The following is a 17,176-nucleotide window of genomic DNA, read 5'->3' as shown; positions in this document are numbered from 1 at the left end:
GAAACGATGAAGTAACTGATGTTTTAGCCAATTTCGACAGATGCATCGAAAATTCGATGGGGCTAATCCAAATTAATGCGACTTGCGGCCTGAATCCTTCCTGATTTACGTTTTCGTCAACGTTAATATCGTTGCTGTGTGGGAGGACATTAATGAGTGTACAGCGCGTGAAAATAGCAGGAATGGTTGCAGCTCTCCTTGGAAGCGCGGTTGCTGCCAATGCAGGTGGCTTCGAGCGTAGCTCGCAGGACTTCGATATTCTTTTCGAAAAGGGCAATGCAGTGGAAGCTGGCGGTACCTTCGTAGCGCCACAGCGCAAGCTGAAGAACATCCACGGTTCAGCGATTGGAGATGCTCCTCCGCCCAGAGGCACAGGTGGGATTAATCCAGTTACCCGACAGCCGTATGAAACAGAAGTCGATGAGGCCAAAAGCTACTGGGTTCCTAAAGCTTCTGCAAAGTTCGACCTGACCGACGATCTTGCCTGCGCGGCGCAATATCGTCAGCCTTGGGGTATCGAAACCGACGTTGGCACTAGCACCGTTCGTATGTTCACCGCTATCGAGCAGAAGATTTCTTCGAATGATTACGGTGTGAATTGCTCGTATCGTTTTGCCGCCGGTGAAAAGAGCTACTTCCGCATCCTCGGCGGTGTGAGCTATCAGGAGCTCAAAGGTGAGCAGACCAAGATGGTTCCTCCGGGCTCCGCTTTCGGCGGCTCGTTTCGCATTGCGTCGCTGGATGTTGAAGACGAGGCTGTAGGTTGGCGCCTTGGTGCGGCCTATGAAATTCCTGAATATGCAATGCGTGCCACACTCGTCTATCAGTCAAAGGTCAAATACGATCTCGAAGGCACGATTGATAATCTCGCACTCAACCCGCTCACGGGTCGCGGAATACCAATTAATGTCGAAAGCGACGTCGCTACACCTCAATCGGTGGAATTCAAGTTTCAAACCGGCATTGCTCCTGACTGGCTCGCATTTGGTTCGGTAAAGTGGACTGATTGGTCCAGCATTGAATCGGTGGACTTCGTCTCCGCGGATAGTAAAGTCGCTCCGCAGGGGACGAAAATCACCAGCTTGAACCTGTACTATCAAGATGGTTGGACAGTTAGCGGTGGTGTTGGGCACAAGTTCAATGACCAATGGTCGACTGCTGCAACTGTTACCTGGGATCGCGGCACCAGCACGGGCCTGACTTCTCAGACCGATATCTGGCTCTTTGGTCTGGGCACGAATTATAAGCCCAACGATCAATTTGAGGTACGTCTGGCTGGCGCTGCTGGCTGGCTTTCTTCGGGTGAGCTCGACGACACCGTCGTCGCTGGTAAATCGAGCCCGACCGGTTCCAAGGGCGAATTCGGCAACGATTTCGTCGGTGCGCTTTCACTGACTGCCAAAGTGAAGTTCTAAGCTCAGGATACTAATAAAAAAGCCCGGAATCGCTGCCGGGCTTTTTTGTTGGAAACTGCCTGTCTCAGGACTGTTCCAGCCGCGCAAGCAATGAAGACGTGTCCCAGCGATTGCCGCCGATTTTCTGCACTTCCTTGTAGAACTGGTCCACGAGTGCCGTAACCGGCAAAAGCGCGCCATTCCGGTCGGCTTCCTCAAGACAGATACCAAGGTCCTTACGCATCCAGTCAACGGCAAAGCCGAAATCATATTTGCCCTGATTCATGGTGCCGGACCGGTTTTCCATCTGCCACGAGCCAGCCGCGCCTTTCGAAATCACCGAGATCAGTTTTTCAATATCGAGACCGGCCTTCTTGCCGAAGTGGATACCTTCGGCCAGACCCTGAACGAGACCGGCAATGCAAATCTGGTTGACCATCTTGGAAAGCTGGCCTGAGCCGACTGGCCCCATGAGGCCAACCATGCGCGCATAAGCATCGATAACTGGCCGGGCACGCTCAAAAACTGCCTCCGGCGCACCGACCATGACGGTCAGCACACCGTTCTCAGCGCCAGCCTGCCCGCCGGAGACGGGAGCGTCGATGAAATGGAAACCGAGTTTTTGCGCTTCGGCATCCAGTTCGCGAGCAACTTCCGCAGATGCGGTCGTGTTGTCGATGAAAATTGCGTCCTTCTTCATGGTGGAGAAGGCGCCATCCGGGCCGATAGTCACGGAACGGAGATCGTCGTCATTGCCAACGCAGGCAAAAACAAAGTCTGCATCGCGCACGGCTTCGGCAGGCGTTGCGGCAAAGCTGCCACCGAATTCCTTGGCCCATTTTTCGGCCTTTGCCGTTGTGCGGTTATAAACCGTGACATCGTGACCGCCCTTGTTCTTGAGGTGAGCTGCCATGGGATAACCCATGACACCTAAGCCCAGAAAGGCGACTTTAGCGGGTGTCGTCATTCGTTCATTCCTCTGGATAATTCTAAAATCAGGTGAGAGGCGTCATAACGGCCGCCTGATAGGCCGGGCGTTGCTTGAGACGGCCATACCAGTCTTCAAGGTGCGGAAGAGAAGGGCGCTCAATCGGAAACGCAAACCAGGCATAGGCGTAGCATCCGGTGGGAATATCACCGATACCGAAGTTCTCGCCCGAAAACCACGACGCTTCCTTCAAGCCCTCATTGGCAATCTGCATCGATTGCGCAAGGCCCTGGAGACTTTGTTCCAGAAGGACTGGATCGCGTTCGGCTTCTGGCAACCGGATCAAGTGTTTCATCACGTTGCTGAAATTGGTGTAGAAGGATGAGGACGCCCAATCCATCCACTTTTCGGCCTGCGTGCATAGCGGCAATCTAGGTGAGATTCAGCGTCAATCAGGATGAGACTCGCGCCGGGGTGTGACGGAGTGAGGGCGTAGCCCGATCGTAGTCATACCCCGGCGCGGCGCAGAATTTGGCGTCTCAAGATCGCGGTCGGTCCGGTACATTTGCGGTTTTCTGGATTGGAGAACCAGTTTGTGCCGGGTTGCCATGTAACCGATCATCAGATGAGACTCTTCATGAAGTACCGACAAACGCATTCCGTAGAGGTCGCCGCAGCAAAAGCGTCGATCAGCCGAGCTACGGCATACCGCCTCGACAAGGAGGTGCAACTACCATCTCAGAGCAAAGCGCCGCGTGGACGCCGCCGCCCTGATCCCTTGGAGCCAATATTCGAGACTGAAGTCGTCCCGCTCTTGAAGGCCGCACCCGGCATCCGTGCCGTCGCTGTCTACAACGAGATGCTGCGCCGACATCCAGAACTGTCTGAAGGTATCCGCCGCACGCTTGAACGACGCATTCGGTCGTGGCGTGCTGTCCATGGCGAAGCGCAGGAGGTTATCTTCCGCCAGACGCACGAGCCAGGCCGGTTGGGCCTTTCGGACTTTACCGATGCCAGCGGTCTTGGTGTGACCATCGCCGGCCAGCCGCTTGATCACCTGTTCTATCACTTCCGGCTTGTCTGGTCGGGCTTCGAACATGCCCATGTCATTCTCGGCGGAGAAAGCTTTGTCGCGCTGGCCGAAGGGCTTCAAAATGCTCTATGGTCCGTGGGTGGTACGCCGCTTTATCATCGAAGCGACAGCCTTTCGGCGGCATTCCGCAACCTCGACGCCGATGCCAAGGTCGATCTCACGCACCGATACGACCAGCTTTGCTCCCATTATAGAATGACGCCGACGCGCAACAACAAAGGCGTCGCGCATGAGAACGGCTCGATAGAAAGCTCCCATGGCCATCTCAAGAACGCCGTTCATGATGCCCTGCTGATGCGGGGGACCAAGGAGTTCGACGATCTCGGTTCTTACCGCGCCTTTGTCGACGAGATCGTCAGCCGTCGCAATGCTGCCCATGGCAAGCGTATCGATGCTGAGCGATCCCATCTGCAGGCGCTGCCCGAGCGCAGGACCACGGACTTCGAAGAGATTGTCGTCACGGTGTCCCGGACGGGCGGCTTCACCTTGCGCAAGGTCTTCTACACCGTGCCATCCCGCCTGATCGGCCACAGGCTACGAGTTCGCCTGTTCGACGATCGGCTGGATGTCTTCGTCGGCGGTACGCATCTGATGACGTTGCGCCGCGGACGCGGCCACCCCGACGGGCGACACGATCAGGTCGTCAACTACCACCACGTCATCCATTCCCTGCGCAAGAAGCCGATGGCGCTCCGCGGCCTCGTTTATCGCGACAAACTCTTCCCGCGTCCGGAATATCGCAAGGCCTTCGAAGCCCTCATCGAGCATCTTCCCGACAAGCAGGCTTGCAAGATCACCGTTGAGCTTCTGGCATTGGCGCATGACCGTGGTTGCGAGCGCGAACTTGCCAAAGAATTGGCCAGGACCCTGGATGCGGGCGATTTACCGGATCTGGCCGCCATGCGAACGCTCTTCGGCCCGGATCCAGCCAAGCTGCCTACCGTTCATGTGCAGCTCGCATCGCTCAACGGTTATGAGGCCCTGATCGGGACAGGAGAAGCCGCATGAAGAACGCCCACGTGATCGACGAAGCACGGCTCGCCATCATGCTCAACGAACTTCGGCTACCGACCATCAAAACGCTGTGGCCGCAATTTGCCGAGCAGGCGGACCGGGAAGGATGGCCAGCAGCTCGCTTCCTGTCGGCTATTGCCGAGCACGAGCTGGCAGAGCGTGCCAATCGCAGGATTGAACGGCATCTCGCCGAAGCGCACCTGCCGCCCGGAAAGACCTTGGATAGCTTCGCCTTTGACGCGGTACCCATGATCTCGAAGGCGCAGGTCATGGCAATTACCGCCGGCGACAGTTGGCTCGCCAAGGGAGCCAACATCCTCATGTTCGGTCCGCCCGGCGGAGGAAAGAGCCATCTTGCTGCGGCTATCGGCCTTGCGCTGATCGAGAACGGATGGCGGGTCCTGTTCACCCGGACTACCGATCTTGTGCAGAAGCTTCAGGTCGCCCGCAGGGAACTGCAGCTTGAGTCTGCCATCGATAAACTCAATAAGTACGACTTGCTCATCCTCGATGACCTCGCCTACGTCACCAAGGACCAGGCGGAAACAAGCGTGCTATTCGAGCTGATCTCGGCACGATACGAGCACCGGTCGATCTTGATCACTGCCAACCAGCCGTTCGGAGAGTGGAACCGGGTCTTTCCAGATCCTGCCATGACACTCGCAGCAGTCGACCGGCTTGTGCACCATGCCACGATCTTCGAGATGAATGTCGAAAGTTATCGCCGCAGAACCGCGCTTGAGGAAAAACGCCAGCGGGGCCGACCGGCCTCGTTTGCGACAATCAGGACCTCAACGCTGTCTGTCGCGCAGCGGCAATCAGAAAACGAAGAAGAACTTGTCACCGGCAATCAGCATGATAATTTGATCCCCACCGCGACCTAAGAATCTCATCCAGATCGTCGCAAGCGTCTCATTCTGATTGTCGCGCTATAGCCTGCGCACGCTTGGCCGGGTTTTCGATCCACAGCGTCCCCTTACCGTAAGCCGCTGCAAGATAACGCGTGATGGTGTTGGATTCCCACAGCACCGTGTCGCCGTCTTCCAGCAAGGGGATCAGCCCATTCGGATTGCGGGCGAGATAGGCCGGGTCTTTCAATCCACCAAACTGGCCGCCGAGATTGATCTGTTCATAGTCGAGATTAAGTTCGCGCGCTGTCCAGAGCGCCTTTTTCACATTTGTGGAATTGATACGACCCCAGATTTTCAACATGACTCAACCTGTTACATTACTGTTAGAAGCTGCATTCTAAACAGATCGCCCCCGGAAGCCGCAAGGCTGCCGAGGGCGATATTTTGAGTTTTTGCGGTTCAGGGGTTTCTAGCGAACGAGATGCCGGGTGAGGCGTCGCTCAAGGAAGTCCCAGATGTGCCGCAGGCATTCAACAATCAGCAAATAGATGACCGCAGCCCAGAGATAAGTCTGGAAGTCGAATGTCCGCGAATAAGCACGGCGTGTTTCACCCATAAGATCGAGCACGGTGATGATAGCCACGATAGCTGACCCCTTGATCATCAGGATGATTTCATTGCCGTAAGGACGCAATGCCACGATAAGTGCCTGCGGAAGAATAACCTTCCAGAAGGTTACGCGCTTGGAAATACCAAGTGCCGCAGCGCCCTCCCATTGGCCCTGAGCCACGCTTTGGATAGCGCCGCGCAGGATTTCAGCCTGATAAGCCGCCGTGTTGAGTGAAAACGCCAGAATGGCACAATTCCACGCATCGCGGAAAAACACCCAGAGCCCGATGCTTTCAAGAAACGGACGGAAAGTACCAAAGCCGTAATAGATAAGGAATGTCTGCGCCAGCAGCGGCGTGCCGCGGAAGAAATAGACATAGCCGAAAGCTATTCCGCGCAGCCACCGATTGTTGGACATGCGCGCTGCCGTGATCGGCAGCGAGAGCAGGGCGCCTATGACAATCGATACGGCAACCAGTTTCAGTGTTATCAGAAGCCCCGACCAGTAGCGTGGCCCATAGGTCTCAAACAGATCGATACGCCATGCATTGTAGAGATAGATCGCAAGACCAGCGAATAGAAGGAACCAGAGAGCGACGATGATATGGCCAGCGATGCGCATACGCGTCCATTGCTTTATCACAGGCGGCGGAGCCATCACGTCATTTGTAGTATTGGAAACCGTCTGATTCATATCATGCACCTCGCGAGCGGTTGCCACCGGCATCAGCCCAGCGGGCAATGCGATCGATGAAGTAGGAGGAGATGATTGCGAGAACCAGATAGAGCAGGCAGGCTACGCCGAAAAATAGGAATGGCTCCTTGGTTACGCGTGCCGCGATGGAGGTCTGCCGCAGAATATCGGACAACGTAATGACCGAGACCAGCGACGTATCCTTGAGCAGCACCAGCCACAGATTGGCAAGGCCGGGCAGGGCGATGCGGATCAGCTGGGGCAGGATGACCTTGCGCATGGTCTGCCAGTGCGACAGGCCAACCGCATATCCGCCTTCATATTGCCCGCGCGGGATCGCGCGGAATGCCGAAAGGAAGACTTCACTCGAATAGGATGAGAAGACGAAACCCAGCGCAACCATACCTGCGCCGAACGCATTGATTTCGACGTTGGCCTCGATGCCAAACAGGCTCAAAAGCCGCTGCAACCCAAGGGAAGCACCGAAATAAACAAGAAAGAGCGTGAGAAGCTCAGGCAGGCCACGGAAGATCGTGGTGTAGATGTTCGCGGCCAGCCGTATCGACGGTTCGCTAGATTGTTTGCCGATGGCGACCAGAAACCCCAAGGCAAGGCCGACGGGAAGTGTTGCGAGAGCCAGTGAGACGGTAACCAAAAGGCCCCACGCAATACTTGCGCCCCAACCGTCGGGACCGAAACTCAACAAAGTGGCGTAATGTTCCATGCGCCTATTCTTTTTCCTAAAGGCATTTGCCTATGTTTTTATCGCCTGCGAGGATCGGCCCGGCAAGGCTTTGTGCGGCATGCCCGTACAAATGTTTTGCGCCGACTTGCGGGAAAGCAAACCGGCGCATAGGTGTCAGTTTTGATTAATTTTCGGCGCCGTAGGCATCGAAGTCAAAGTACTTGTCGTTGACTTCCTTGTACTTGCCGTTCGCGCGGATCGCCTTGATGGCTGCATTGAACTTTTCAACCAGCTCCGGGCGGCCCTTCTTGAAGGCAACGCCAGCGCCCGGACCATGGATTTCGATAACTGGCGGGAAGGTGCCGACCATCTTGCAGCATGCGCCATCCGGCGTCTTGAGCCACTCGGCCAGTGTCACGCTATCGTCGTTGACGGCGTCGAGACGGCCATTGGCGAGATCGAGACGGTATTCCTCAGCGGTCGGATAAGCCTTGATCGTGCTGTCGGTAAAGGTCTTTTCCGAGTAGTTGGCGTGCGTCGTGGAAACCTGAACGCCAATGGTCTTGCCAGCGAGGTCTTCCTTGGTCACACCCTTGATGTCGGTGTCCTTCGGAGCGGCAATGCCGGGAGGCGTGTTGTAATATTTGTTGGAGAAGTCGACCTGCTTCTTGCGCTCGTCCGTGATGGACATGGAGGCGATGAAGGCATCGAACTTGCCGGCCTGAAGGGCGGGAATAGCGCCGTCCCATTCCTGGGTGACGAATTCGCACTGCGCCTTCATTTCATCGCAAAGCGCCTTGGCAATATCGACGTCGAAGCCCGAGAGGGTGCCGTCCGGCTTGATGAAGTTGAAGGGAGGATAGGCGCCTTCGGTGCCGATCTTGAGCTTGAGTTGCTCTTCTGCATTTGCAACACCGGCAGTCATGCTGCCGATTGTGATTGCCAGCGCAGCAACAGATGCCGCAGCGGCGATACGCTTGAATACGCGCATTTTTAGTCCTCTCGTTTTGTTCTGGCTGGTTCCCTGATTATTTCTTCTGGTTCAGCCGCTTAAGGGGTAGTCACGACCGTGAAACTTTAAATTGCACGTTTGGTAGTGATTTCCCCCGGCCACTACCAATAGATGGTTGAGCCGATCATGCGCAATATTTTTTCGCGCTTCCATCCCCACCATCAAATCTGACAACGATATTCCCACCATTTTGAGACGATTGGCAAGATGGTCTGCGTAATTAAATTGTGTGTCCCAAAGGTGGATTTCTCGGCGTTTTCAGCAGATACTTGCCAGAGTATGGGGAATTGTGTCGTAAAATAGGGTAATTATAGGGAGTCTCTCAAAGGCCCATCTCACCTTCGATGAAATCGACTATTTGCTCGATATCGTCAATGCCGAACACCGGCACGTTTTCGCCGGGTTGCGGCTGGTCGCTGGCAATGGCGACAATAGCAGGATCGTCGGTCGAGAGAGGTGGTCCGGCATGGCCACCCTCGCGACGCAGTTCGATTTTCTTGTGCGTCTCGCGCTTGTAGCCTTCGACAAGAATCAGATCGCAAGGTGCCAGCTTGGCCGCAATCTCCCATAGGGAAGGCTCTTCCTCGCCCAAGCCTTCGTGCATGATTGCGTAGCGTTGCGACGAGACGATAGCCACCTCTGCTGCTCCGGCCTTTCTATGACGCCAGGAATCGGTGCCTTCATGGTCGATATCGAAATTATGATGAGCGTGCTTGATGGTGGCGATGCGGTATCCGCGTGCCGTAAGACATGCGACCAGACGTTCGGTCATCGTCGTCTTGCCGGAGTTTTTCCAGCCGGTGATGCCGAACAGTTTCTGGTTCATTCCATTACCTCAGCCAGTATTCGGGCGGCGACGAGGTCGTCGGGCCGGTTGATATTGAAGAACGGATCATATGTTTCCGGGCTATCGCCAACGAACGCAAGCGGAAAATCGACCGTCTCAAACCCGATCTGCTCGGCAAATGCGAAGACGCTGGCTCTGCTGGTGCTAGCGAGCCAGGCTGCAAGTTCGTCGGCCAGCCCTGTCTCCCACAGGCCAAAAATTGGATGGACCCGGTTACGGGAACTGGCGAGAACGACGCGCGCTCCGGTTTCGTTCCGACGTGAAAGAAGGCGGCGAGCAAGATCATGGGGCAGGAATGGCGTATCCGCAGCTGTCGTCAGCAGCACCGGGGCTCCTTGCGCCTGCGTCAGCGCAGTCAGAATACCGACCAGCGGACCGCCGTGCTTCGTTGGCAGGTCCTTGATCACCGGCACGCAGAGATCAGTCAAGCGGGGATCATCGCTATTCGCATTGATGACTAGAGCGTCGACCTGCGGTTTGATCCTTCTGACGACATGGGAAATGATGGTGCCAGTGCTGCCTAGCGGCTGAAGGAATTTGTCACCCGCAACGCCGCCTTCCTGCATTCGGCTTGAAAGTCCGCCAGCAATGATGGTGCCTGCAATCATGATGGTTCCACGCCGGTCGGGATCGTCGCAAGCGTACTCTTGTTGCGCTCCCGCTTCTTCAGCACATTCTCGCGATAAACCATATAGACGCCGCTCCCGACCACCAGAATCGATCCTGCTATCGTATACATGTCAGGCGCTTCGCCAAAAACCAGCGTGCTGAGGCCGATTGCCCATAGCAGGCTGGAATAGCGGAACGGCGACACGAACGACACCTCACCCTCGCGCATGGCAAGAATGATGAAGTGATATCCGACGAGAAGGAGAACTGCCGCTACGGCTGCAGCACCAATTACGGTTATTCCAACAGGCTGCCACCCGCCTAAAGGAGCCGTCAGTACACCGCCGGTCAGCGTTATGGCAATCGACGTCACAGAGGAGAGAAAGAGCGTAGGCACATGTTTGGGCACCCGGCGGGTGGCAATGTCCCGCGTGGCGGCAAAACCTACGCTGGCAAGAAGGACTGCAATGGCAACAAGGCTTGCAGCGCCATCTGTTCCCGGTCGGATGATGATGAGAACCCCGACAAGGCCGACAAGAATACAGGACCAGCGGCGCCAGCCCACTTTCTCCTTGAGGAAGAGTGCAGCTCCCAGCGTTACGACGAGCGGTGTTGCCTGAAAGACAGCCGAACAGAATGCCTGTGAGAGATGGCCCAATGAATAAATATAGGTGACGGTGGCCACAACTTCCCCAGCAACGCGCAAGACGGTCATCTTTTCAAGCGAAAGACTGCGCAATGCGCCATGGCGCCAGGCCAGCAAACCGATCAGAACCGTTGCGAATATACCTCGGATCAGCATGTACTGTCCGCTGTTCATCTCGGTCAGGAGGTATTTTGTGATCGTATCGCCGATGGTAAAAGTTCCCATGGCGAGAAGCATGAAAATACTTGCGCGAAAATTTGCTGACTGCGGCACGATACAGAATCCAGTTTAGGCACTAAGCCTTGCAACTGCATACCGTTTTAAAGTCGATCTCGCGACAATTATTTCAGTCCATTAGATTTTTTAAGTATAAACGGCTCAGCCGCCGGTAAGACTCATGTGGCGAGCGACTGCCGGGCGATTGTGATCGCGGTCAATGATGAAATCGTGGCCTTTCGGCTTGCGCGAAATAGCTTCATCAATGGCCTGGGTGAGCAGCAGATCGCTTTCGCTTTCCCGCAGGGCCTTGCGAAGATCTGCATCGTCGTTCTGGCCGAGGCACATATAGAGCATGCCGGTGCAGGTAAGCCGGACGCGGTTGCAGCTTTCGCAGAAATTATGCGTCATCGGTGTGATGAAACCGAGCCGACCACCCGTTTCGGCGATCGTCACATAGCGGGCAGGGCCACCGGTGCGGTAAGGAATGTCGGATAGCGTGAATTGCTGCGAGAGGTCCTCGCGCACCTGCGAGAGTGGCAGATACTGATCGGTGCGGTCAAACTCGATTTCACCCATCGGCATTGTCTCGATGAGGGTCATGTCCATGCCGCGACCATGGGCCCAGCGTATCAGCTCGGGAATTTCGCGGTCATTGAAATCCTTCAACGCGACCGCATTGATCTTGACGTGGATACCGGCGCGCTGCGCAGCTTCAATGCCCTCAAGAACGCGAGCGAGGTCGCCCCAGCGGGTAATCTGATGAAATTTTTCAGGATCAAGCGTATCCAACGAGACGTTGATACGCCGTATCCCGCATCCCGCGAGTTCTTCGGCAAAGCGCGAAAGCTGCGATCCGTTCGTGGTGAGAGTCAATTCATCCAGCGCACCTGATTTCAGATGACGCGAAAGCTGCCGTATCAGGTGCATGATATTCTTGCGCACCAATGGTTCGCCACCGGTCAGGCGCAGTTTCCTGACACCCTTTTCGATAAAGGCGGTGCAGAGCCGGTCCAGTTCCTCAAGCGTCAGCAGGTCCTTCTTGGGCAGGAACGTCATATGTTCCGCCATGCAATAGGTGCAGCGGAAATCACAGCGATCCGTCACTGAAACGCGAAGATAGGTAATGGCACGCCCGAAAGGATCAATCATGGGTCCAGTCGGGGAAACAAGTGGCCGGGCTTCGTTTGTGTACATCATTAAGCCGTTGTTTCCACAGGATGCGGAGGAATATCCGCGTCGTCTGACTAGAAATAGGATCTGCGAGCCTCAATGTCCAGTTTCACGCGCGCGAAGCTCTTTCAATAATACCCGCGACTATTGCGATATTTTAACGCGGGGCCTATCAAAAGCTGGCAAAGAACCAAGCTGGAGAATGGTGATGAGTGAGGTCTGGCCGACTGAGTTGCGTGTTTCGTACGATCGCAAACTGCTGACTGTGGTGTTCGATGATGGCCAGAAATTCGAGCTGACCGCCGAGCTGTTGCGTGTTCTGTCGCCTTCGGCAGAAGTGCAGGGGCATTCGCCGGAACAGCGCATAACGGTCGGTGGCAAGCGAAATGTCGAAATCATGAAGATGGAGCCAGTCGGCAATTACGCAGTCCGCATAACGTTTGACGATATGCACGATACCGGCCTGTTTTCGTGGACCTATCTTCACAAGCTCGGCACGGAGAAGGACACCTTATGGCAAACCTATCTCGATGAGCTTGCCGAAAAAGGTCTGAAGCGGGATCGTTGATCCCACCTGCCGGTCATTCTTTCTCCAGCATTTCCGATATGCGTCGCATCACATCGCCCATCGCGTTGCACTGTGCGTTCGTCGATTGCGCCATGACGCGGTCGATCAGGTCGGTATAGATCGTCAGCGCATGTCCCAGAAGCTTTTCGCCCTTGGCGGTTAGCGTTAGTCGCATCACGCGCTTGTCTGCCGGGTCGCCCTCGCGCACCAGCAAGCCGCGCTTTTCGAGCTTCGGCAGCAACATGGTAATGTTCGAACGCCCGACGAGAATGCGCCGCGCAAGATCGTGCTGGGATTCACCGGGATGGCGGTAAATATTCATCAGCACATCGAGATCGGCGATCTTGAGGTCGAAGGCCGACAGCCCCTGGGCGAGGGCGCGTTCCACCGCCTTGCCGGCACGTGCAACGGCAATCCAGTTCTTGAAACGCGGATTGTCCCATGGCAATTTTTGAGTCTTGTCTTGCATTTTGTTCATTCTTGTACAATTATTTGTTCAGGATTGAACATAATTGAGGCCCTGTCATGACGTCGTTTTCTTTGCAGGTTACGCGATTCGGCCTGGGTGTGCTCGGGCGCATTGATGCCGATAAGGCAGGTCGTGCAGCATTCAGGATTTTCTGTCGAACGCCAAGCCGCAAGCCGAAGACCAAGGCCTATGCCGCGCGGCTTGAGCAGGCGAGCAATGAACTCAACCAGGCAAAGCGGCTCGATCTGATTATAGATCGCGGACTTATCGCCACCTATCTGTTCGAACCGGACACCTACGTGGGAAGAACGTCGCTCGTCGTCCATGGCTGGGGATCACGCACTGCGGATATGATGACGATCATTCGCGAGCTTGTTGCGCGTGGCGAACGAGTTGTTTCCATCGACCTGCCGGGGCATGGCGCATCGGCAGGCCGCACCCTCAACATGTTACAGGCAATCGCCGCCGTTGATGTTGCGTGGCGCCAGTATGGTCCGTTCGATGCGATGATCGGTCACTCATTCGGCGGTGCGGTCATCGTCAATGCCGCAGCGGGTTCTCTCGGGTGCTACCAGTCACATCGCCCGGCAAAGCTGGTGACTATTGCTTCCCCGCACTCCATGGCAGGCGTCTTTGACGGTTTCGGCAAAGTGCTTGGGCTCGGTCGTGATGTGCGCAACGCAATGAAGGAACAAGTCCGTTATATGGCGGCGCGCCCGATCACGGATTTCGACACCGATGTTCATTTGCGGCGCATGACCATTCCAACGCTGGTTATCCATGCCCATGATGACAAGGAAGTGCCCGCCATCTGCGCGGAAATGGCCGGTAAGGCAGGCTCACATGTCAAGGTGCACTGGGCGGATGGCCTTGGGCATCGCCGCATCATCGCGAGCGCCGAAGTGGTATCGCTCGTGGCGGACTATCTTGATGATACCCCGAGGTTAAGGCTAGTTGCGTGATTATGCGTTTGGGAAAACCAGTTTCTCCCAGGCAGCCATGGCGCCCAATGCCGTTGCTGTGAGATCTTCGCGCGTTCCGCCATCACGCGCGAGAATGGACATGCCGTTCTGGACAGTCGCGTAAAAGGTTGCGACCGCTTCACAATTGACGGATGCGGGAATATCTCCATCACGAATGCCGCGCTCGAGCCGCTTTTTCAGGGTTTCGATATTAGTTTGGCGGTGATTGCGCAGCACGCCGCAAACCTTGTCGCTTGACTGCGTCCGATGCAGCGCATCCAGCGCAATCATGCAGCCTCGGGGCACGGATTCCTCACAATAGGCATCTATCGTGGCAAGCAGAAAGCGCTCGAAAGCCGCGTGAACATCCGGCGTTTCATCCAATGCCGACCAGATTTCAACGCCGATTTCACCAGCATAGAGAGTGAGGGCTTGAAGATAGAGCTCTTCCTTGCTTCCGAATGCCGCATAAAGGCTTGGCGCATTGATGCGCATAGCCGTCGTCAGATCGGCCAACGACGATCCGTCGAAGCCTTTTTCCCAGAATATAAGCATGGCAGCACGAAGCGCTGTTTCACGGTTGAAGCTGCGGGGTCGTCCTTTTTCCGCCACGTCTGAACCTTTCTGTATCGATCACTAAATAAATCTCTTGACGGTTATGCGCAAGCCTGTCAGCAATTATGTATCAATCGATACAGAAAGGAAATGGTATGTCAGCGGAAGCTTTGAACGGAAAGGTTGCCTTCGTCACCGGCGGCAGTCGCGGCATCGGTGCTGCGATTGCACACCGTCTCGCGAAAAATGGTGCGGCAGTTGTCATCACTTATGTGAACGGCAAGGAAAAAGCCGAAGCCGTGGTTTCCGAAATCGTAGCCAATGGTGGCAAGGCTCTCGCGCTGAGGGCTGACAATCGCGACGCGAGCCAGATTACGGCGGCAATCGAGAAAACGGTCAAGGATTTCGGTCGTCTGGATATATTGGTCAACAGTGCTGGTATCTGGCATGCAGCACCGCTGGAAGAGGTCACGCTTGCCGACTTCGACGAGGTTATGGCTGTCAACTTCCGGGCTGTCTTTGCCGCCGTTTCAGCGGCCACACCACACCTCGGCGCCGGCGGACGCGTCATCACCATCGGCTCAAACCTCGCCGAAAGCGTGCCGTGGCCGGGCATCAGCCTTTATGCGGCAAGCAAGGCGGCGCTGATCGGTTTGACGAAAGGTCTGGCGCGTGACCTCGGCCCAAAGGGCGTCACGGTCAATGTCGTTCAACCCGGCTCCACCGATACGGATATGAATCCGGCGGCTGGGGAACATGCCGAACAGCAACGCGAGCTTATCGCAACCGGCAGTTTCGGTTCGCCTGATGATATTGCAAGTCTGGTGGCCTGGCTTGCCAGCCCCGAGGGGCGTTTCGTATCTGGAGCTAAGCTCACCATTGATGGCGGCACAAATGCCTGAAACAGAAAGGGCGGCTTGCGCCGCCCTTTTATTTGCTTAGAGCGCAGATCTGATTCAATCAGATCTGCGCTCTAAGTGTTTGTTTCGTCGCATTATCCTACGCAAAACCGCTTCGCACTTTTGCTGGAAATGCTTTAACCCAGATTGAGTTCCTTGAAGAAGTCATTGCCCTTGTCATCGATGACGATGAAGGCCGGGAAATCTTCCACTTCGATACGCCAGATCGCTTCCATGCCGAGTTCCGGATATTCGACGACCTCGACCTTCTTGATGCAATCCTGTGCCAGACGGGCAGCCGGACCGCCGATGGAACCCAGATAGAACCCGCCATGCTGACCGCAGGCTTCGCGCACCTGACGCGAACGGTTGCCCTTGGCGAGCATCACCATGGAGCCACCGAAGGATTGGAATTGGTCCACATAGGAATCCATGCGGCCTGCCGTAGTAGGTCCGAATGAGCCGGAGGCGTAACCGGCAGGCGTCTTGGCCGGGCCTGCATAATAGATCGGGTGGTTCTTGAAATAATCCGGCATGGCTTCGCCGTTTTCAAGCCTCTCGCGAATTTTGGCATGGGCCAGATCGCGCGCCACGATGATTGGACCGGAGAGCGACAGGCGCGTCTTGACCGGATGTTTCGACAATTCCTTGAGAATGTCCTGCATCGGCTGGTTGAGGTCGATCTTGACCACATGCGACGACAGTTTTTCCTCGTCGATATCCGGCATGTACTTGGCTGGGTTGGTTTCCAGCTTTTCCAGAAAAATGCCGTCTTTGGTGATCTTGCCCTTGGCCTGACGATCCGCCGAACAGGAAACACCGATGCCGATTGGCAGCGAAGCGCCATGGCGCGGCAAGCGAATGACTCGGACGTCATGACAGAAATATTTGCCGCCGAACTGGGCGCCGACGCCGAGAGACTGCGTCAGTCTATGGATTTCAGCTTCCATTTCGAGGTCACGGAAAGCGTGTCCGGTTTCGGAACCCTCGGTCGGCAGGCTGTCCAGATAACGCGTCGAGGCGAGCTTGACCGTCTTCAGGTTCATTTCAGCTGAAGTGCCGCCGATGACGATTGCCAGATGGTAAGGCGGGCAGGCGGCTGTGCCGAGGCTCAGGATCTTGTCCTTGAGGAAGTCGATCATGCGGTCGTGCGTCAGAAGAGAAGGTGTTCCTTGATAGAGGAATGTCTTGTTCGCCGAACCGCCGCCCTTGGCAACGAAAAGGAACTTGTAGGCGTCTTCGCCTTCTTCATAGATGTCGATCTGCGCAGGCAGATTGTTCTTGGTGTTTTTTTCCTCGAACATAGAAAGCGGCGCCAGCTGCGAATAACGCAGGTTCTTCTTGTTGTAGGCGTCCAGCACACCGGCGCCCAGCGCATCGGCGTCACCACCTTCGGTCCAGACGCGACGGCCCTTCTTGCCCATGATGATGGCCGTTCCGGTATCCTGACACATCGGCAGAACACCGCCAGCGGCAATATTGGCGTTCTTCAGAAGATCGTAGGCGACGAAACGGTCATTGTCCGTTGCTTCGGGGTCTTCGAGAATATGGGCGAGCTGCTGCAGGTGTCCGGGGCGCAGCAGATGATTGATATCGGCAAAGGCCGCTTCCGAAAGCAGTCGAAGCCCTTCCGGATCGACGGTCAGGACTTCCTGTCCCTTGAACGTATCGACAGAGACATGATCGGAAGTCAGCTTGCGGTAAGGGGTGTCGTCTTCACCAAGAGGGAAAAGATCGGCGGCGCTTGCTTCTGCCATCGCGGTACCTCGCTTGCTTGCCAGCTACGCCAGCCGGAGGTCGTCATTGTTTCCGGCTCGCGCGATATGTTGATCGAAGTTCCGAAGAAGAGCTTAGGAACCATAGTCTGTGGGGCTTTTAGCGCGATGCGGGGTGGATGCCACTGCGTCACATTGTTCATTAAGGCATTCCGGATTTGCCTCCCGAGAAGATGC

Annotated in this window: 18 protein-coding genes and 1 pseudogene; 6 read left to right on the top strand and 13 right to left on the bottom strand. The window is 55.8% G+C overall.

Annotation, left to right across the window (positions count from 1 at the left end; all coding sequences use genetic code 11):
- Positions 1-152 precede the first annotated feature (152 nt).
- Entirely contained in the window at positions 153-1,415 is a 1,263-nt protein-coding gene (locus MKS82_RS04010) for an OmpP1/FadL family transporter (RefSeq protein ID WP_306461008.1), read from the top strand.
- 64 nt (positions 1,416-1,479) lie between these two features.
- Here MKS82_RS04010 and MKS82_RS04005 read toward each other — a convergent pair whose 3' ends face one another.
- Together MKS82_RS04005 and MKS82_RS04000 are read right to left on the bottom strand one after the other, a co-directional pair.
- On the bottom strand, positions 1,480-2,361 hold the full coding sequence (locus MKS82_RS04005) for an NAD(P)-dependent oxidoreductase (protein ID WP_109988204.1): 882 nt from the start codon (positions 2,359-2,361) through the stop codon (positions 1,480-1,482).
- Between the two features lie 28 nt (positions 2,362-2,389).
- Positions 2,390-2,677, bottom strand: coding sequence for a glutathione S-transferase (locus MKS82_RS04000; protein ID WP_240578369.1), 288 nt, complete (start codon positions 2,675-2,677; stop codon positions 2,390-2,392).
- A gap of 240 nt (positions 2,678-2,917) precedes the next feature.
- Between MKS82_RS04000 and istA the strand changes: the two genes are divergently transcribed.
- Positions 2,918-4,423, top strand: a complete 1,506-nt coding sequence (istA, locus tag MKS82_RS03995) for an IS21 family transposase (RefSeq protein WP_105529096.1) — start codon at positions 2,918-2,920, stop codon at positions 4,421-4,423.
- Positions 4,420-5,313 carry an IS21-like element ISRel5 family helper ATPase IstB gene (gene istB / locus MKS82_RS03990; RefSeq protein WP_071634643.1) on the top strand — a complete coding sequence of 298 codons (894 nt, stop codon included), beginning with the start codon at positions 4,420-4,422 and terminating at the stop codon, positions 5,311-5,313. The genes istA and istB overlap by 4 nt, the downstream gene beginning before the upstream one ends.
- A 49-nt stretch (positions 5,314-5,362) precedes the next feature.
- Here the strand turns inward: istB and MKS82_RS03985 are convergent.
- The 8 genes and pseudogenes from MKS82_RS03985 to moaA form a co-directional block, all read right to left on the bottom strand.
- A pseudogene (locus MKS82_RS03985) lies at positions 5,363-5,641 on the bottom strand (glutathione S-transferase N-terminal domain-containing protein); the annotation flags it as partial.
- A 108-nt stretch (positions 5,642-5,749) separates the two neighbouring features.
- Positions 5,750-6,583, bottom strand: a complete 834-nt coding sequence (locus tag MKS82_RS03980; protein ID WP_109988202.1) for an ABC transporter permease — start codon at positions 6,581-6,583, stop codon at positions 5,750-5,752.
- A 1-nt stretch (position 6,584) separates the two neighbouring features.
- Positions 6,585-7,307 carry an ABC transporter permease gene (locus MKS82_RS03975; protein WP_109988201.1) on the bottom strand — a complete coding sequence of 241 codons (723 nt, stop codon included), beginning with the start codon at positions 7,305-7,307 and terminating at the stop codon, positions 6,585-6,587.
- A 145-nt stretch (positions 7,308-7,452) separates the two neighbouring features.
- Positions 7,453-8,259, bottom strand: a complete 807-nt coding sequence (locus tag MKS82_RS03970) for an ABC transporter substrate-binding protein (RefSeq protein ID WP_109988200.1) — start codon at positions 8,257-8,259, stop codon at positions 7,453-7,455.
- Positions 8,260-8,602: 343 nt separating this feature from the next.
- Positions 8,603-9,106: a molybdopterin-guanine dinucleotide biosynthesis protein B gene (mobB, locus tag MKS82_RS03965; RefSeq protein ID WP_109988199.1), complete on the bottom strand. Its 504-nt coding sequence runs from the start codon at positions 9,104-9,106 to the stop codon at positions 8,603-8,605.
- Positions 9,103-9,735, bottom strand: coding sequence for a molybdenum cofactor guanylyltransferase (gene mobA, locus MKS82_RS03960; RefSeq protein WP_109988198.1), 633 nt, complete (start codon positions 9,733-9,735; stop codon positions 9,103-9,105). Before mobA ends, mobB begins: the two co-directional genes overlap by 4 nt.
- Positions 9,732-10,619: a DMT family transporter gene (locus MKS82_RS03955; RefSeq protein ID WP_109988197.1), complete on the bottom strand. Its 888-nt coding sequence runs from the start codon at positions 10,617-10,619 to the stop codon at positions 9,732-9,734. Before MKS82_RS03955 ends, mobA begins: the two co-directional genes overlap by 4 nt.
- 141 nt (positions 10,620-10,760) lie before the next feature.
- Complete coding sequence (gene moaA, locus MKS82_RS03950; protein ID WP_235969097.1) at positions 10,761-11,750, bottom strand: GTP 3',8-cyclase MoaA; 990 nt, start codon at positions 11,748-11,750, stop codon at positions 10,761-10,763.
- 229 nt (positions 11,751-11,979) lie between these two features.
- On the opposite strand from moaA, the gene MKS82_RS03945 reads away from it, so the two are divergent.
- Complete coding sequence (locus MKS82_RS03945) at positions 11,980-12,339, top strand: gamma-butyrobetaine hydroxylase-like domain-containing protein (protein ID WP_109988195.1); 360 nt, start codon at positions 11,980-11,982, stop codon at positions 12,337-12,339.
- Between the two features lie 13 nt (positions 12,340-12,352).
- Here the strand turns inward: MKS82_RS03945 and MKS82_RS03940 are convergent, their stop codons facing one another.
- A complete protein-coding gene (locus tag MKS82_RS03940; RefSeq protein WP_061346363.1) occupies positions 12,353-12,817 on the bottom strand; it encodes a MarR family winged helix-turn-helix transcriptional regulator in 465 nt (154 codons plus the stop codon).
- Between the two features lie 47 nt (positions 12,818-12,864).
- On the opposite strand from MKS82_RS03940, the gene MKS82_RS03935 reads away from it, so the two are divergent.
- On the top strand, positions 12,865-13,770 hold the full coding sequence (locus tag MKS82_RS03935; RefSeq protein WP_109988194.1) for an alpha/beta fold hydrolase: 906 nt from the start codon (positions 12,865-12,867) through the stop codon (positions 13,768-13,770).
- On the opposite strand, the gene MKS82_RS03930 is transcribed toward MKS82_RS03935, so the two are convergent.
- Positions 13,771-14,382, bottom strand: coding sequence for a TetR/AcrR family transcriptional regulator (locus MKS82_RS03930; RefSeq protein ID WP_109988193.1), 612 nt, complete (start codon positions 14,380-14,382; stop codon positions 13,771-13,773).
- A 98-nt stretch (positions 14,383-14,480) separates the two neighbouring features.
- Here MKS82_RS03930 and MKS82_RS03925 point away from each other — a divergent pair, with 98 nt between their 5' ends.
- The gene (locus MKS82_RS03925; protein WP_109988192.1) at positions 14,481-15,227 is read left to right on the top strand and encodes a 3-oxoacyl-ACP reductase family protein; all 747 of its coding nucleotides are present in this window, start codon (positions 14,481-14,483) and stop codon (positions 15,225-15,227) included.
- 134 nt (positions 15,228-15,361) lie between these two features.
- Here the strand turns inward: MKS82_RS03925 and MKS82_RS03920 are convergent, their stop codons facing one another.
- Positions 15,362-16,981, bottom strand: a complete 1,620-nt coding sequence (locus MKS82_RS03920; RefSeq protein WP_109988191.1) for a fumarate hydratase — start codon at positions 16,979-16,981, stop codon at positions 15,362-15,364.
- Positions 16,982-17,176 lie beyond the last annotated feature (195 nt).

Source organism: Ochrobactrum sp. A-1 (genome assembly GCF_022488005.1).
In the GTDB taxonomy this organism is placed as follows: Bacteria; Pseudomonadota; Alphaproteobacteria; order Rhizobiales; family Rhizobiaceae; genus Brucella.
Note: the sequence above shows the minus strand (reverse complement) of the source record. Positions and strands in the feature narration are given on the sequence as shown.

Bases quoted from the DNA above. Each gene is read 5' to 3' on its own strand.
- moaA (WP_235969097.1), bottom strand. From the start codon at position 11,750: ATGATTGATCCTTTCGGGCGTGCCATTACCTATCTTCGCGTTTCAGTG.
- MKS82_RS03955 (WP_109988197.1), bottom strand. From the start codon at position 10,619: ATGCTTCTCGCCATGGGAACTTTTACCATCGGCGATACGATCACAAAA.
- mobA (WP_109988198.1), bottom strand. From the start codon at position 9,735: ATGATTGCAGGCACCATCATTGCTGGCGGACTTTCAAGCCGAATGCAG.
- MKS82_RS03935 (WP_109988194.1), top strand. From the start codon at position 12,865: ATGACGTCGTTTTCTTTGCAGGTTACGCGATTCGGCCTGGGTGTGCTC.
- MKS82_RS04010 (WP_306461008.1), top strand. From the start codon at position 153: ATGAGTGTACAGCGCGTGAAAATAGCAGGAATGGTTGCAGCTCTCCTT.
- MKS82_RS03970 (WP_109988200.1), bottom strand. From the start codon at position 8,259: ATGCGCGTATTCAAGCGTATCGCCGCTGCGGCATCTGTTGCTGCGCTG.
- MKS82_RS03920 (WP_109988191.1), bottom strand. From the start codon at position 16,981: ATGGCAGAAGCAAGCGCCGCCGATCTTTTCCCTCTTGGTGAAGACGAC.
- MKS82_RS03940 (WP_061346363.1), bottom strand. From the start codon at position 12,817: ATGAACAAAATGCAAGACAAGACTCAAAAATTGCCATGGGACAATCCG.
- MKS82_RS03980 (WP_109988202.1), bottom strand. From the start codon at position 6,583: ATGAATCAGACGGTTTCCAATACTACAAATGACGTGATGGCTCCGCCG.
- MKS82_RS04005 (WP_109988204.1), bottom strand. From the start codon at position 2,361: ATGACGACACCCGCTAAAGTCGCCTTTCTGGGCTTAGGTGTCATGGGT.
- MKS82_RS03945 (WP_109988195.1), top strand. From the start codon at position 11,980: ATGAGTGAGGTCTGGCCGACTGAGTTGCGTGTTTCGTACGATCGCAAA.
- MKS82_RS04000 (WP_240578369.1), bottom strand. From the start codon at position 2,677: ATGAAACACTTGATCCGGTTGCCAGAAGCCGAACGCGATCCAGTCCTT.
- MKS82_RS03925 (WP_109988192.1), top strand. From the start codon at position 14,481: ATGTCAGCGGAAGCTTTGAACGGAAAGGTTGCCTTCGTCACCGGCGGC.
- mobB (WP_109988199.1), bottom strand. From the start codon at position 9,106: ATGAACCAGAAACTGTTCGGCATCACCGGCTGGAAAAACTCCGGCAAG.
- istB (WP_071634643.1), top strand. From the start codon at position 4,420: ATGAAGAACGCCCACGTGATCGACGAAGCACGGCTCGCCATCATGCTC.
- MKS82_RS03975 (WP_109988201.1), bottom strand. From the start codon at position 7,307: ATGGAACATTACGCCACTTTGTTGAGTTTCGGTCCCGACGGTTGGGGC.